General features: G+C 75.9%; 10 protein-coding genes and 1 pseudogene. 3 read left to right on the top strand and 8 right to left on the bottom strand.

What is annotated here, in order from left to right:
* Positions 1 to 37: 37 nt before the first annotated feature.
* Genes IE118_RS17415 through IE118_RS17405 form a run of 3 tightly spaced genes read right to left on the bottom strand, consistent with a single transcriptional unit; the run spans position 38 to position 2587 of the window.
* Complete coding sequence (locus tag IE118_RS17415; protein ID WP_373298371.1) at positions 38 to 769, bottom strand: polysaccharide deacetylase family protein; 732 nt, start codon at positions 767 to 769, stop codon at positions 38 to 40.
* 56 nt (positions 770 to 825) lie between these two features.
* A complete protein-coding gene (locus tag IE118_RS17410) occupies positions 826 to 1731 on the bottom strand; it encodes a DMT family transporter (protein ID WP_189558838.1) in 906 nt (301 codons plus the stop codon).
* Positions 1732 to 1744: 13 nt separating this feature from the next.
* Positions 1745 to 2587 carry an SDR family NAD(P)-dependent oxidoreductase gene (locus tag IE118_RS17405; protein WP_189558837.1) on the bottom strand — a complete coding sequence of 281 codons (843 nt, stop codon included), beginning with the start codon at positions 2585 to 2587 and terminating at the stop codon, positions 1745 to 1747.
* Positions 2588 to 2747: 160 nt separating this feature from the next.
* On the opposite strand from IE118_RS17405, the gene IE118_RS17400 reads away from it, so the two are divergent.
* A complete protein-coding gene (locus IE118_RS17400; RefSeq protein ID WP_434100248.1) occupies positions 2748 to 3890 on the top strand; it encodes an MGDG synthase family glycosyltransferase in 1143 nt (380 codons plus the stop codon).
* 53 nt (positions 3891 to 3943) lie between these two features.
* Here IE118_RS17400 and IE118_RS17395 read toward each other — a convergent pair whose 3' ends face one another.
* The 5 genes and pseudogenes from IE118_RS17395 to IE118_RS17375 form a co-directional block, all read right to left on the bottom strand.
* Positions 3944 to 4777, bottom strand: coding sequence for a YhjD/YihY/BrkB family envelope integrity protein (locus IE118_RS17395; protein ID WP_229846842.1), 834 nt, complete (start codon positions 4775 to 4777; stop codon positions 3944 to 3946).
* Between the two features lie 679 nt (positions 4778 to 5456).
* Positions 5457 to 6236: pseudogene (locus tag IE118_RS34755) on the bottom strand (sigma-70 family RNA polymerase sigma factor); the annotation flags it as partial.
* A gap of 263 nt (positions 6237 to 6499) precedes the next feature.
* Entirely contained in the window at positions 6500 to 8557 is a 2058-nt protein-coding gene (locus IE118_RS17385) for a PP2C family protein-serine/threonine phosphatase (protein ID WP_189558835.1), read from the bottom strand.
* 213 nt (positions 8558 to 8770) lie between these two features.
* Positions 8771 to 9619 (bottom strand): MBL fold metallo-hydrolase, encoded by an 849-nt coding sequence (locus IE118_RS17380; protein WP_189558834.1) that lies wholly within the window; start codon positions 9617 to 9619, stop codon positions 8771 to 8773.
* Positions 9620 to 9976: 357 nt separating this feature from the next.
* The gene (locus IE118_RS17375; protein WP_189558833.1) at positions 9977 to 11605 is read right to left on the bottom strand and encodes an alpha/beta fold hydrolase; all 1629 of its coding nucleotides are present in this window, start codon (positions 11603 to 11605) and stop codon (positions 9977 to 9979) included.
* A 240-nt stretch (positions 11606 to 11845) separates the two neighbouring features.
* Here IE118_RS17375 and IE118_RS17370 point away from each other — a divergent pair, with 240 nt between their 5' ends.
* Complete coding sequence (locus IE118_RS17370; RefSeq protein WP_189558832.1) at positions 11846 to 12904, top strand: right-handed parallel beta-helix repeat-containing protein; 1059 nt, start codon at positions 11846 to 11848, stop codon at positions 12902 to 12904.
* Between the two features lie 46 nt (positions 12905 to 12950).
* Positions 12951 to 13979, top strand: coding sequence for a methyltransferase (locus IE118_RS17365; protein WP_189558831.1), 1029 nt, complete (start codon positions 12951 to 12953; stop codon positions 13977 to 13979).
* Positions 13980 to 14059: the final 80 nt, after the last annotated feature.

Raw genomic sequence — 14059 nt, 5'->3', positions numbered from 1 at the left:
GGACGGACGAACCGCGCGGGGTGCCGCCGGGTCCGGGTCAGGGCGGTGCCGTTCCGTGTTCCGCGAGGGGGCCGACCGACAGGCCCGCCTCCCGGCACCGCCGCACGATGTCCGGCAGGGCGCCCAGCGCGGCCCGCCAGCACTCCGGGGCCGCCATCCTGTCCGTGTCGTGCAGGAGGACGGTGCCGCCGCCGCGCAGCCCGGCCGTGACCGCGGCACGCACCGAGGCCGGGGTGGCGCCGGGCGTCCAGTCCCTGCCCCAGACGGTCCACAGCACCGGCCGCAGGCCCGCCGTGCGGGCCGCCGCCCAGCGTCCCGAGGTGAGGATGCCGTAGGGCGGGCGGTACCAGCGGGGGCACCGGCCCGTCAGCTCCCGCACCGCGCCCGCCGCCCGGGCCAGCGCACGTACGTCGTCCCCCGGGGCGGGGAGCCAGGGACGCTCGTGGCTCCAGCCGTGCACGGCCACCTCGTGCCCCCGGCGGACGGTCTCCCGCACCACGGCGGGATGCCGCACGACGCCGTCGCCCAGCACGAAGAACGTCGCCCGGACCCCGAGCTCCTCCAGGGCGTCGAGGAAACGCGGGGTGGACCCGGGATCGGGACCGTCGTCGAAGGTCAGGGCCACATGGGCGGGGTCGCCGACCCCGGCCAGGCGCGGGAACCGGCGGCGCACCACCGGCAGCCAGGTCGCGGCGGGCGCCACGTGCGCCGCGGCCACGGCGGCGACCGGAGCCAGCGCGGCGGCCGTACGCCGGGAGGACGTGACCATCGGCATCCGACTCCCTTCCGCCGTCCGGTCCGGGCCCGCCGTCCGGTCCGGGAACGTCACCGCACCCGCCGGGCGGTCGGACCGGCGCCCGGACGCCGCGCCGCCGAGTCCCAGTCTCCGGCCACCGAGGGGGCACGGGCCAGCCCGGCGGTGCCCGCCCCCATCAGCACCACGCCGACCAGCGCGGGCACCGTCCGCACACCGAGGGTGATCTGCTCCCCGAACAGCGCCCACCCCAGCCCCACGCTCGTCAGCGCGTCCCCGAGGGTCAGGGCGGGCTGGGAAGCGGCCAGCGTCCCGGCCCGGAAGGCGCTCTGCAGCAGCAGGAAGGCCACGCCCCCCGCGACGGCCGTGGCGTAGACGGGCCACGTGCCCAGCACCGCCGCCGGCCCGTCGGGAAGCCTGCCGGTCACCTCCTTGAGCAGTGCCGCCGTCAGGGAGAACGACACGGCGGAGGCCAGCCCCAGCAGCGCCGCACGCGGCGCGCCCCGCACCGGCCGGGCCGCCAGCACCAGCACCACCACACCGCCCAGGACCACCGCCGAGGTCAGCAGCCACTGCTCCGCCGAGGCGGTGTCCCGGCCGGCGGTCGGGGAGGCCGAGATCAGGAACGCGGCCAGCCCCGCGGCGAGTGCGACGAACGCCAGCCAGGTCCTGCGGTCCGGACGGCGGTGGAAGACCATGCTGCCGACCACCAGGGTGAACAGCAGTTCGGCCGCCATGAGCGGCTGGACCAGCGCCAGACTGCCCACGCTCAGCGCGGCGGCCTGGAGCACGGTGGACAGCGCGAGCATCCCGGCCCCCGCGAGCCAGTACGGCCTGCGCAGCACGTGCCCGAGCCAGCGGACGGCCTGGCGCACACCCGGTCCGCCCTCCGGTTCGTCCGCCGCGGCCCGCCGCTGCAGCACCGAGGCCGCGGCGTTGGACAGCGCCGCCAGCAGGGCCAGGACGACGACCAGCACGCCGTCCCGCCGCTCAGCCGAACACGGCGGCGAGCCGCCGGTAGAGACCCGGTGCCGCGCCCCGCACCCGGGCGGGCACGCACAGCCAGCCGGGCACGTAGACCTCGTCCCGCCCCCGGGAGACGGCGCTCCACACGGCGCCGGCGACCCGGTCCGGCGGGACGGGCCTCGGCCACGACCGCCGGTAGGGGGCGCCCCGCCGGTCGAAGAAGGGCGTGTCCACCACCCCCGGCACCACGAGGCTGACGGCGACGCCGCTCCCGCGCAGCTCGTACCGCAGCGCGTCCGCGAAGGCACCCAGCCCCGCCTTGGCCGCCGAGTACACGGCCTCCTGCCGCACGGCCACCGTCCCCGCCAGGGACCCGACGAGCACCACCCGCCCGGACCCGGCCGCCAGCATGTGCGGCACCACCTGCCGGACCAGGCGCAACGTCGCGAGCAGGTCGGTCTCGACGACCTCCTCCAGGGCCCGCGGGGGCATCGCGGCGAAGTCCCCGGCCCAGCCGATGCCGGCACCGGCCACCAGCAGGTCCAGCCGGCCGGTGTGCTCGAGGGCGAACCGGGTCAGCCGCCGCTCGGCACCGGGCCGGGTCAGGTCGGCCGGGAAGAATTCCGCGGGAGCCGGCTCCGCGACCCGGCGCAGGCGGTCGGCGTCCCGCCCGCTGAGGACCAGACGCCACCCCTCGGCGGACAGCCGCCGGGCCACGGCGGCGCCGATGCCCGAGGAGGCGCCGGTCACCAGGGCGGCGCGGGCGCGTCCGGTGCCGCCGGCCGGGGCCCCCGGCGCCGCGTCGGCCGGGGCGGACGTCCGCGGGAGAGACGCGTCGGCGGCGCCGGCACGGGAAGCGTGAGACATGGGCTGCACCTCGGCTGCGGGGGCGAACGTCCGGGGACCGCGTCGCGGCCGGTCCTCGGGCGTTCGGCGGGGAGGGACGCCCGGGAGTATCCCGGGACCGGCGGGCCGAAACGCCGCCCGGCGTGTTTCACCGGCCCGGCGCGGGGAGACCCGCCATCCCGTGCACTCTGCCTCCTCGGTGCCCCGCCGGTCAGCGCCGGCGGACGGCGGGCTGCGGCTGCTGATCGTCAGCGCGAGCATGGGCGCCGGCCACGACACGGTGGCCGGCGAACTGGCCCGCCGCGCCCGGGAGCAGGGCCACGACGCGCGGACCGTGGACCTCCTGCCGCTGCTCCCGCACGGCCTGGGCACCGGACTGCGCCTCTTCTACCAGTCGTCGGTACGCCACTTCCCCTGGGCGTACGCGGGCCTCTACCACGCGCTGCTGCGCCCCGGCCCGCGGCACCGCCCGAGCGGCCTCCCGCTCGCGCGGCTGGCGGGCGGCCGCCTGACGGAGCTCGCGGAACGCACGGACGCCGACGTCGTGGTCCCGGTCTTCCACCTGGCCGCCCAGCTGACCGGTCACCTGAGGGCCCAGGGGCGGCTGCGGCCGCCGAGCGCCGTCTTCCTGACCGACTTCGCCGTCCACCGGCAGTGGCTCCACCCCGGCAACGACCTGTACCTCTGCCTCACCGACGACACCGCCCGCGAGGTGCGCCGCGGCATCCCGGTGCCCGTGGAGTCCACCGGACCGGTGGTGGCGCCCGCCTTCCTCGCGCCGGCGGGCGGAGCCGCCCGGTGGCGGCGGCGCTTCGAGGAGCACGCCCCCGGACGCCCGCCCGTGGTGCTGTCCGCCGGCGCCTGGGGCGCGGCCTCGGAACTGGACGGCACCGCCCGGCTGCTCGCCGGCGCCGGATTCCTCCCGGTCGTGCTGTGCGGCCGCAACGACCGTCTGCGGGCCCGCCTGGCCGGGCTGCCGGGCGCGCTCGTACCGGACTGGGTCACCGACATGCCCGGTCTGCTGCGGGCGGCCCGGGTGCTGGTCGACAACGCGGCGGGCCAGACCGCCGTCCAGGCACTGGCCTGCGGGACGCCCGTGGTGGGCTACCGCCCGTTGCCCGGCCACGGGGCGGAGGGCGTACGCCGGATGGCGGCGCTCGGCGTCTCGGAGAACGCCGCGGACGCCGCCGCGCTGCTGCGCGCCCTGCGGCGGCTGTCGGCGGACGGCGCCCACCGGGAGGGCCGGATCGCTCAGGGGCGGGAACTCTTCCACGGGGACGTGCTGGCCCCGGTGACGGCGCTCGCCGGCACACCCTCCGCGTGAGCCGCGGGCGCGGACGGGACGATGCCGGACGGGGGCCGGGTCGCAGAGGCCCGTCAGCCGCCGCGGTCCGGCGGGTCCGGCCCGGTCCGCGGGGGCAGGTCCTCGGTGAACCGGTGCCCGTGGTGGTCCAGGAGCCAGCGGCCGAACATGGCACCGCCGAAGATCACGAACCCCACGCCGATCAGCCAGGACTCGACGATGAGGACGACGCCGACGGTGCCGTAGCTGATCGCGTTGTCGACGATCAGCGGAGTGAAGACGAAGTAGGAGAAGGCCCGCAGGCCGATCAGGCCCGCCATGGTGGCGAGCGCGCCCGGCAGCAGGTGCCACCAGCGGACCTGTCCGCCCAGCAGGAAGCGCTGCCCCCACCAGAAGAACAGCACCCCGGTCGCCAGCGAGAGGGTGATCCGCTCGGGTCCGTGCATGGCGTCGCGGGTCAGTACCTCCTGGTAGAGGTAGGCGGTCAGCACGCACAGCCAGACCGCCTGCCGCCAGATCCGGTGCCAGGGGCCGGGTGGAACGTTCCAGGTGCGTTCGTAGCCGACCTGCACGCTCCCCCCGAACGGGATGCCGAACGCGGCGAGCGCCACCACACCCCACAGACTGGTGGTGCCGACCACCTCGCGCGGCGGGCTGATGATCTCCGCGAGGACTCGCGCGGACCGGCCGGACAGACCCATGCCGTCGGCCAGCCAGGCGGCGAAGCCGCCCCGTCCGAGCGGATCGGCGGCGGCGATCACGATGAGCAGGGGCGCCAGCGTGACCAGCGCCAGCGTGGCGAAACCCATGGCCCTGTGCATCAGTTCCAGGTCGCGGCCGCGCCGTACCAGGGTCTGGGCGCCCAGCCAGTGCCATGCGTGCCGGAGCGGATGCAGGTGACGCCTCACGGTGCGCTCCTCCGTCGGCTCGCGTACCCGCGTCCGTGCCACCCGGGGGCGGACGGGACGGACCGGGGCGGGGAAGGTGTTCCTTTCTCGTGCGCGGGCGGACGGGCGGCGACCGCACCGTCCGGCGGCGGCGCCGGGCCGGTACGGGCCCGGCTCGCCTCCGCCACCTCGCACCCGGCGGCACGGGACCACGAGGCCCCGCCGCCCGCCGCCGACCCGCACGGAGCCCGCCACCGCACCACGGCCGGCGCCCCACCCACGGCGTGCGGCGTGCCGGCCGACCGGTACCCGCGGGGCCTGCGGCGTCCGCCGGGGTGGGGGGACGGCCCGGGGCCGGGGCGTGCGGTCGCCGGGCCGGGCCGGGACCGGCCCCGCGCGGGCTCCTGCCGGGCGGGCCTCCGGTGCCGGCGGTGACGGTGGTGGCCGGGGTGCGGGGACCGCGCCGGGGGTGCGGGGGCCGTCGCCGGGCGGCGGGGTCTTCCCCGCGTGGCTGCCTGCCGGGGGGCCGCCCGGGGGCGGCGGTGGCGGCAGGCGGCGGTGCCGTCGGGCGCCGGGCGACGTGTGCCCCGCCGCCGGTACCCGCGAGGTGTACGGCGTCCGCCGCGGCGCGGGGACCGCGCACGGTTCGCCCCGCCCGGCCTTCCGCGCACGGCTCGCCCTCCTCCAGCCCCTCCCTCAGCCGGTCGAGGCAGCGACGCAGGATGCGCGACACCTGCATCTGCGAGACACCCACGGCACGCGCGATCTGCGCCTGGCTGCACTCCCGGTGGAACCGCAGGTGGAGCACCCTGCGGTCGCGCTCCGGCAACCGCCTCACCAGGGTGGCCAGGGACACCGCGTCGACGACCCGGCCGAGCGCGGGGTCCTCCGCTCCGGCCGCCCGGACCTGCGCCTCCCGCCGGCCGTGCCCGGCCGGCTCGTCGAGGGAACGCGTCCGGCACTCGTGCACCGCCCGCAGCGCCGACAGCACCCGCTCCCGGTCCAGCCCGGTGTGCTCGGCGATCTCCTCCGCGGTGGGGGAGCGGCCGCCGAGCCGCTGTTCCAGCTCCTCGACGGCCTGGAAGACACGTCCGCTCGCCTCCTGCAGCGGCCGCGGCAGCCGGACCACCGCCGTACGGTCGCGCAGGTGCCGGCGCACCTCACCGGTGACCTTGGGCAGCGCGTACGCCAGGAAGGCGTGGCCCCGCGCGGGGTCGTAGCCGTCGACGGCCTTGATCAGTCCCACGGCGGCGACCTGCGCGAGATCGTTGAACTCCTCGCCGTGGTGCTGGAACCGGCGGGTGATGCGCCGCGCCATGGGCAGCAGCAGCCGGATGAGGTGGTCCCGCAGGGCGGCCCGGCGCGGTCCCGCGGGCTGCTCGGCGAACTCGCGCAGCAGCGCGTCGAGCTGCTGCGGGGACGGCTCGGGCACGGGGCTCCGGCGCGTCCGGCTGTCGTCGGCTGCTGGTGCGGTGGACATGGGCCTCTGGGAGTGTCGGGCCTGCTGGGGACGGCCTGCGGGTCCGGGCGGCCACCCGTCACCGGGGAGCCGTGCCGCCGAGGCCCGCGTCGGTTCCGCATTCACCCTCCGCTCCCACCCCGAAACCCCTTCTGCGCCGCGTGCCGGAAGACTCTCCGTCCGGCGGGTGACCTCCCGCCCCGGCCGGTTGCGCCGCCCGGCCGACCCGTGTGCGCCGTCGCGTCGCGGCCCGTTCGCGCCGGAACGGATCCGGGGGTGGCGGGTCATCCGTCGACGCTGATGAGGAGCAGGGCGATGTCGTCCCCCGGGTTCGGCGCGTGGCGGATGAGGAGGTCGGCCATGGCGTCGAGGTCGGTGGGGTCCGCGCGTTCCAGGAGACCGGCGAGGGCCGCGGTGGCGTCGTCGATGTCCACCCCGGGTGCTTCGACGAGTCCGTCGGTGTAGAGGACCAGGACACAGCCGGGCGGCAGGGAGACGTCCGCGGTCGGATAGCGGGAGTCCGGCTCGATGCCGAGCAGGAGCCCCGGGGGGACCCGCAGCAGTTCGGCGCGCCCGTCGGGCCGGCGCAGCAGTGGCGGAGGATGGCCGGCGGTGGCCACGCAGCCGCGCCGGGCGGCCAGGTCGAGGTGGACGTAGAGGCAGCTCGTGAACAGGCCCGGCTCCAGGTCGTTGAGCAGGCGGTTGGTGCCGGCCAGGACCCGGTCCGGTGAGGAGCCCACCGTGGCGTGGGCGTGGACGGCGGTGCGGACCTGCCCCATGAGGGCCGCCGCGTCCACGTTGTGGCCCTGTACGTCGCCGATGGTGGCGCCGACGGTGCGCCCGTCGAGGCGGATGAGGTCGTAGAAGTCGCCCCCGATGCCCAGACCCCGGGCCGCCGGCAGGTAGCGGGCCGCGACCCTCATGCCCGGGACGGCGGGCAGCGTGCGCGGCAGCAGGGCGGACTGCAGGCGGTGCGCGAGGCTGTGCTTGGCGTCGTAGAGGCGGGCGCGGTCCAGTGCCTGCCCGACCAGGCCCGCGATCGAGATGAGCACGGCGCGTTCACCGGGCGGGAAGGGATGGGACCGGCTGTAGGAGAGGAGCAGGGAACCCCTGGGGCGGCCGGAGGCGATCAGCGGCAGCACGGCCCAGGCGGCCATGCCGTCCTCGTGCGTCACGGCCGGGAACTCCTGCCGGAGCTCGGCGAACGTGGAGTAGAAGCCGGCCACCCCGGTGGTCTGGACCTTCACGGCGGGGATGTCCGCGTTCAGACGGACGTTGTCGAAGCGGTCGATGAGTTCGTCGCGGTAGCCCCGGTGACCGAGGATCCTCAGCCGGCCGTCCTCGGCCGTCATCAGCACCAGGCCCTGGGCGCCGAGGGCGGGCAGGAGCCGGTCGGCGGTCTGGTCGACCACGTCCTGCACCCCGGCGGCCTCGGTCAGGGTCGCGGCCAGTTGCATCAGGTGGTAGAGCATGGTGGCCCGGCTGGGCCCGGCGGCGGCCGGTGACGCCGGGGTGTGCTCGGCCGGCTCGGCGCCGGTGATGCGGACGCTGATGCCCGAGGCGTCCGGGTACAGCGCGAACGCCAGCCACGTCCCCGGCGGGCGCAGCACGGTGAACTCCTGCGGCCGGCGGCTGACCAGTGCGGCCCGGTAGCGGTCCTCCACCTCGGGGACGTCCATCCACGGCAGCGCCTCCCACGGCAGCGCGCCCAGCAGGTCGTCCAGGGCGGCACCGAGGAGCTCGGCGGCCGCGGGGGTGAGGAAGGTGACGCGACCGTGCATGTCCAGCGCACAGGACCCTCCGGGGAGCCGGTCGACGAAGGCCGTGGCCGCGGCCGCCTCGTCGGGCGGCGCACTGCGGCCGCTCCGGGCGGACAGGGTCCGCGGCCGCCCGCCCGGCCGCGGCGGATCGCCGCGGTCGAGGGACTCCTGGAGGGCGTCACCCAGGCGGCGGCAGCCCGACTCGACCGCCTCCCGCTCGCCCCGGCCCAGCGGGGCCGTACGGTCCCCGGCCCACATCAGCACCAGTCCGCCCAGGACACCGGAGCGCGAGGTGACCGGAGCGGCGGCCAGCGCGAAGTCGTACGGCAGGACGAGCGCCGGACGCGGATAGCGGCGCGCCATCTCCTCCTGCCCGCCGACCCACACCAGGTGCCGCTCGCGCACGGCGTCCGCCACCGGAATGGGATCGGTCAGCGCGACACGCCGCCACGGCAGGGCGAACTCCTGCGGCAGTCCCGCCACCGTGACCAGCCACAGCGCGTCGTCGCCCGCCGGCAGCACGTACAGCAGGGCGCCGAACGCGCCGCTCTCGCGCACCACGGCGGCCAGCGCGGCGTCCATCAGCCGTCCCTCCCCGGACGCGGGGGCACGGGGTACCCGCGGGCCGCGTCGTGTGCCGGCCGTCGGGAAACGCGCGCCGCCGTCCCCTTCCGGACCGCGCCGCACCCCTCACACCGGACACCACGCATATGCGGACACTACGCCCAACGTGCCGCGCGGGCATCCAGGGACCGGCGGGACCGCGCCCGCCGGGCACCGCGCGCCCCCGGCCCGCTAGCGGGCCGGGCCGGGGACCACGGCCTCGGCACCCACCGTCACCCGCTCGCCCCGGCCGCACCGCAGGATCCGCGCCCCGTGCCCGCGGCGGCCGGCCTCGTCCAGGAAGTCCGCGAGCGGGGAGCGGAACACGCCGTAGTCGTCGTAGTGGACGGGCAGCGCGTGGCGCGGACGGATCAGGTCGAGCAGTTCGGCGCCCTGCTCCGCGTCCATGGTGACCACCATGCCGCCGGGCAGCGTCGTCCCGCCCAGGTGCAGCACCGCCAGGTGGATGCCGGGGAAGCGGCGGGCGATCTCCCGCAGACCGTCGTACACCAGGGTGTCGCCGGTGAGGTAGAGCACCAGGCGGACGGTGCCGGAGCGGTCACCGAACTCCAGCAGGCTCCCCATCACCGGGGGCAGCAGGAAGCGGGCGGGGCCGGGGGCGTGGCGTCCGGGCAGCGACGTGACACGGACCAGGGAATCACCGCGCACCAGGGTGTGGCTCTGCCAGGTGCGCAGACCCACCGCGCGGTGGAAGCCGTGCAGACCCTGGAGCACGCGGGAGGCGTGCGGTGTCGTGACGAAGGGCAGGCCCCGGTCCAGGCCGCGCCGGGCCACCCGGTCGAAGTGGTCGCCGTGCAGGTGGGACAGCACCACCGCGTCCAGGTCCGCGTGGGGCAGGTCGGCGACTCCGAGGGCCGGCTCGGACAGCCGGCGGGAGACGAGCCCGTAGCCGAGGTGGGCGAGCTGTCCCCGGTGGAGGAAGTTCGGGTCCGTCAGGAGCGTCAGGTCCCCGTACCGGATCAGCAGGGTGGCGTTGCCGATGAAGAGGATCTCGGCGCTCCCCTCGGGCGGTGCGTGCATGGCCGACTCCCTCCGTCGCGGACCGTCGCCCTCGCCATCGGGGCGGCGACGGCACCGTGCGGCTTCTCCCGTACGCCGTCCCGGACCGGGCACGGGTACCCGGCCCGCCCGCCCCCTCACGCCCGTGCCTCCGGGCGGGCGGGGCCGGGTGCGGGCGGGGCCGTCGCACCCTTGCTTTCGCCGTCGCGTCGGTGCATCACCCAGACATCGGGCCGAGCACCGCGCCGGGAGCGCCGGTGCGGTCCTCGCGCACGACGACCGGGTGTTCCCGTTCGACGACGGCAGGAAGAGCACATATTCAAGCGGAGCGGACGCCGAAGAAGCCGGGCTTCTTCCAGCCGGGGGGCCGGCGCGGGCTCAGGACAGGGCGCCGGCCGTCCCGCCCCCGCCGGTGGCGACGCCGCCGCTCGGCCGGGGTGTGCCGAAGGGCGGCGTGTCCTGCTCGCACGTCGTCCCGGGCGGCGGCAGGGTGCCGTCGACCAGGTAGCGGCTCTCGTGCGCCTGCACGCACCGGCTGGGGTTGAGCAGCGCGGTGTGCCCGTGCCCGCGGTGGGTGAGCAGACGCGCGCCGGCCAGTTGCTCCGCCATGGCCTGCGCACCCGTGAAGGGGGTGGAGGGGTCGTGGGTGGTGCCCACCACCAGGACGGGGTGGGCCGTCGGCCTGTCCCACGGTCCGCGGTAGCGGTGCTCGGCGACCGCGGGCCAGCCGGCGCAGCCCGCGGAGGACCAGACCCAGAAGCGTCCGGTGTCGCCCGCGCGGGCGGCGCTCAGGTCCTCCAGGGCGTGGTAGGCCGAGGGGTCCCGCGGATGGGGACTGTCACCGCAGAACACCGCGGTGCTCTGCTCCTCGCCCAGGTACGGGTCCGGTTCGGGCACCGCCGGCGGCGGCGGGAGCGGCACCGGCGCCGGGACCCGGCCCTGCCACAACTCCTGCAGGGTGGCGGCGAGTCGGGTCCACCCGGGATGGACGACGTAGAAGCCGCTCACCGCGGCGGCGATCGTGCCGGCGTAGGTCCACCCCTCCACGGGCCGTTCCCGCAGCCGCACCATCAGCTCCTCGAACTTGTCCCTGGTGGCCTCCGGGCTGCCGGCGGAGAAGGCGCAGCGGTCGGTGCCGGCGGTCCCGCACAGGGTGAGGAACCGGTCCAGGGTCTCCGCCGCCCCGAGGTCCGAGCCCAGGCGCTGGAAGCTGGTCAGCCGCGGGTCCTCGTCGGAGGCGTCGTCCGTCCAGGCCCGCGGATCCCAGTTGCTGTCCAGGATCATGGCGCGGACCTTGCCCGGGAACAGGTTCGCGTAGGTGGCGCCCAGCATCGTGCCGTAGGAGATGCCGAGGTAGTTGAGCCGGTCCTCACCGACCGCCGCCAGCAGCAGGTCGAGGTCGCGCGCCGTGTCGGCGGTCGACACATGGCGCAGCAACGCGGGATCCCGCTGCTCGCAGCGCCGGCCCAGCTCCTCGTAGGAGGCGGCGTACTCCGCCCGTTCCGCTTCCCCCACCGGGAAGCCCGCGGGACGGCTCGCGCTCCACTCGGCGGCTTCCCCGGGGCTCGTGAAGCAGTTCACCGCGGTACTGCTGCCGACCCCGCGGGGGTCCCAGCTCACGATGTCGAACCGCTCCCGCACCTCCTGGGGGAAGGACGCGTAGTTCTGCGGCATCTGCACCGTCCCCGGACCGCCGGGGCCGCCGGGGTTGAAGAACAGGGTGCCCACGCGCCGGTCCGGGTCGGCCGCCTTCCGCCTGACGACGGCCAGTTCGATGGTGCGCCCGCCGGGCTCGTCGTGGTCCAGCGGGACCCTCGCCGTCGCGCAGTCGAACGCGCTGCCCGGCACGCACCGGCTCCAGTCCAGCCGCGGGACGGCCGACGCGGGCGGGGGAGCGCCGCCGGCCGTGGCGGGGGACGGTCCGGTCAGCACCGCCGAGCCGGTCAGCAGGGCCGCGACGACCGCGGCACGCCGTCGGCCCGCCGGGGTGGCGCGTATTCGGGGCATGGGCACACTCCGTCCCTCTCGCTGCGTGGCTGGACGCCCGGGCCGGCGATGCCCTGCTCGCGGGCGTGTCAGTGCCACCCCACAGCGCGGCGGTGACCCGGGCGAGGCAACCGCGGCCGAACGGGCGAGCGTCGCCGCGCACCGCCGGCTCCGAGCCCGGACCGGGAGCCCGGTGATCACCGCGCCCGGCTGGGTGATCACCGGTGGCAGGGGCGATCACCCGCTCATAGCTTCGGCTTCATGAACAGACGACACATCGCGTTCCTGGCATGCGCCACCGCCGTCGTGGCCGCCGGGATGGGTGCCGCCCCGGCGGTCCAGCAGCCGACCGTCCACCGCGTCCAGCCCGGGCAGTCCATCCAGAAGGCCGTCGACGCCGCCGAGCCGGGGGACACCGTCCTGCTCGCGGCCGGCACCTACCGGCAGAGCGTCGACATCACCTCCCCGGACATCACCCTGCGCGGTCAGGGCGCGAACCGCACCGTCCTGATGCCCGCCGCGAAGGCCAAGGGCGCCTGCGCCGAGGCCGGCAACGGCATCTGCGTGACGGGCACGGACGCCAAGCCCCTCGAAGACGTCTCCGTACGGTCCCTGACGGTGCGCGGGTTCGCCGGGAACGGGCTGTGGGCCACCGGGACCGAGCACCTGCAGATCCGCTTCGTGAGCGCCGGGAAGAACGGCCGGTGGGGCATCGCCGCGGAACGCTCCGTACGCGGCGTCATCAGCCACAACCTCACGCAGGACAACGGCGACGCCGGGGTGTTCGTCGCCAACACCGTGGACACCGAGGAAGGCGCCAGGGACGCCGGGAGGACGGTGATCCGGCACAACAGGACGGAAGGCAACCGGGTCGGCGTCACCGTACGGCGGCTGCGGAACATGAGCGTCGACCACAACGAGGCCACCGGCAACTGCGCCGCCGTGTTCGTCGTGGGCGACGAGTCCGCACCGCGCGCCGGCCGGCTGAGCGTCACCCACAACCACGTGCACGCCAACAACAAGCACTGCGAGCAGACGCCGCGCCTGCCCTTCCTCCAGGGCTCCGGCATCGTCCTCACCGGCGTCGAGGACACGCTCGTCGCCTTCAACCGGGTCGAGGACAACAAGGGCACCTCCCCGCTGTCCGGCGGCATCGTGCTGTTCAAGAGCCTCGTCGGCACCCCTAGCGAGCGCAACGAGATCCGCGACAACCTGCTGACCGGCAACGGCCCGGCCGACCTGGCCAACCGGGACACCGCCAAGACCAACACCTTCAGCCGCAACACCTGCACGCTCTCCGAACCCGCCGGAATGTGCTGACCCCGCTCCGCCCACCGACCGCACGACAGCAGAAGCGAGGCAACGGATGACATCCGTCGATCCGGCTCCCCCGCCGCCCATGCGGCTGAGAGAGCTCGTGTTCGGGGCGGCGTGCGCCGCCGCCGTGCGCGCGGCCGTCCGCCTGGGCGTGCCGGACGCCCTGGACGACAGCCCCATGACCGTCGACGACCTGGCGACGGAGGTGAAGACCCAGCCGCACACCCTGCGGCGGCTGCTGCGCGCCCTGACCTGCCAGGGCGTGTTCGCCGAGAACCCCGACGGCACCTTCGAACACACCGAGATGTCCCGGCTGCTGCGGGAGGACGACCCGCACAGCCTGCGCTACATCGCCCTGTGGTGCACCGAGCCGTGGACCTGGAACGTCTGGCCGCTGCTCGACGAGGCGGTGCGCTCCGGCCGCAATGTCTTCGAGGACGTGTACGACCGGGAGTTCTTCACCTACCTCAACGACTCCGCCCCCGAGTCCGCCCACGTGTTCAACCGCGCGATGACGACCTCCAGCGAGCAGTCCGCCCGTGACGTGGCCCTGCTGCTCGACCTGGACGACGCCTCCTCGGTCGTGGACATCGGAGGCGGCCAGGGACACGTGCTGGCCAGCCTCCTGGAGAAGCACCCGCACCTCCACGGCACGCTGCTCGACCTGCCGGGCGTCGTCGAGAACGCCGACCCGCGACTGCGCCGGGACGGCGCGCTCGCCGGCCGGGTCGACGTCGTCGCCGGTGACTGCCGCGAGGACGTCCCCGTCCGGGCGGACGTGTACATCATCAAGAACGTGCTGGAGTGGGACGACGACAGCACCCGCCGGGTCCTCGCCAACGTCCGGGCGGTGGCACGGCCCGGGGCCCGGGTCGTGGTCATCGAGAACCTCGTCGACGACACCCCGTCGATGCGGTTCACCACCGCCATGGACCTGCTGCTGCTCCTCAACGTCGGCGGCGCCAAGCACACCCGGCAGAGCATGGTCGACCGGCTGACCGGCGCGGGCCTGGTCATCGGCGAGATCCGTCCCGTCAACGCGTACCTGCACGCCTTCGAGTGCACCGTCCCCGGCTGATCCGAAGGCGCCGGAAACCCCGAGGCCGCCGGCTCCGCGACTGACGCGGAACCGGCGGCCTCGGGGTGTTCCCCGGAGCC

Origin of the sequence: Streptomyces pilosus (assembly GCF_014649835.1) — a bacterium.
GTDB lineage: Bacteria > Actinomycetota > Actinomycetes > Streptomycetales > Streptomycetaceae > Streptomyces > Streptomyces pilosus.
This window is presented reverse-complemented; position numbering and strand designations above follow the sequence as displayed.

Bases quoted from the DNA above. Each gene is read 5' to 3' on its own strand.
- IE118_RS17405 (WP_189558837.1), bottom strand. From the start codon at position 2,587: ATGTCTCACGCTTCCCGTGCCGGCGCCGCCGACGCGTCTCTCCCGCGG.
- IE118_RS17380 (WP_189558834.1), bottom strand. From the start codon at position 9,619: ATGCACGCACCGCCCGAGGGGAGCGCCGAGATCCTCTTCATCGGCAAC.
- IE118_RS17415 (WP_373298371.1), bottom strand. From the start codon at position 769: ATGGTCACGTCCTCCCGGCGTACGGCCGCCGCGCTGGCTCCGGTCGCC.
- IE118_RS17365 (WP_189558831.1), top strand. From the start codon at position 12,951: ATGACATCCGTCGATCCGGCTCCCCCGCCGCCCATGCGGCTGAGAGAG.
- IE118_RS17375 (WP_189558833.1), bottom strand. From the start codon at position 11,605: ATGCCCCGAATACGCGCCACCCCGGCGGGCCGACGGCGTGCCGCGGTC.
- IE118_RS17385 (WP_189558835.1), bottom strand. From the start codon at position 8,557: ATGGACGCCGCGCTGGCCGCCGTGGTGCGCGAGAGCGGCGCGTTCGGC.
- IE118_RS17370 (WP_189558832.1), top strand. From the start codon at position 11,846: ATGAACAGACGACACATCGCGTTCCTGGCATGCGCCACCGCCGTCGTG.